At 46.0% G+C, this 685-nt stretch carries 1 protein-coding gene; it reads right to left on the bottom strand.

Annotated elements, in window-relative coordinates; all coding sequences use genetic code 11:
• Positions 1 to 668, bottom strand: a 668-nt coding sequence (locus tag A3761_RS02695) for a preprotein translocase subunit SecY (RefSeq protein WP_197472757.1), incomplete at its 3' end; no start/stop codon positions are given.
• Positions 669 to 685: the final 17 nt, after the last annotated feature.

Consider the following 685-nt stretch of genomic DNA (forward strand, 5'->3'; position numbering starts at 1 on the left):
ACGAAGGCAACGATAGCAACTGCGAATACACCAATACCTAACAATGCAAGGAGATTTAATTCTCCCTGCCTTGCAGCTTCAAACGACTGACCGAACGCACCTGGTAAACCCGCGACAATCCCTGCAAATATCAACAAGGAAATACCGTTACCAATACCACGCTCTGTAATCTGCTCTCCCAACCACATAAGGAAGACAGCACCACAAACAAATGTAGAGATCGCAAGGAAGTAGAAACTAAAGCTATCAGTGAAGGTCACACCTTGAGAGGCAAGACCTACCGACATACCTGAAGCCTGTATCAACGCTAAAGCAACTGTGCCATAACGCGTATACTGACTAATCTTTCTACGACCCGCTTCGCCTTCTTTCTTAAGCTGTTCAAGAGTAGGGCTTACAGCAGTTAACAACTGCATAATGATCGATGCAGAAATATAGGGCATGATTCCCAAGGCGAAGATACTCATTCGCTCCAATGCACCACCAGAGAACATGTTAAACAAGCTCAAAATAGTACCTTGGTTTTGCTCGAATAGCGCGGCTAGTCTCTCTGGGTTGATGCCTGGCACTGGAATGTGCGCACCAACTCGATAAACCAGGATTGCAGCGAACACAAACCATAATCTTGATTTGAGTTCTGCAAAACCTTTACCTACGCCCGAAGGCAATGGGTTTGACTTCGCCA

Source organism: Oleiphilus sp. HI0123, assembly GCF_001635315.1.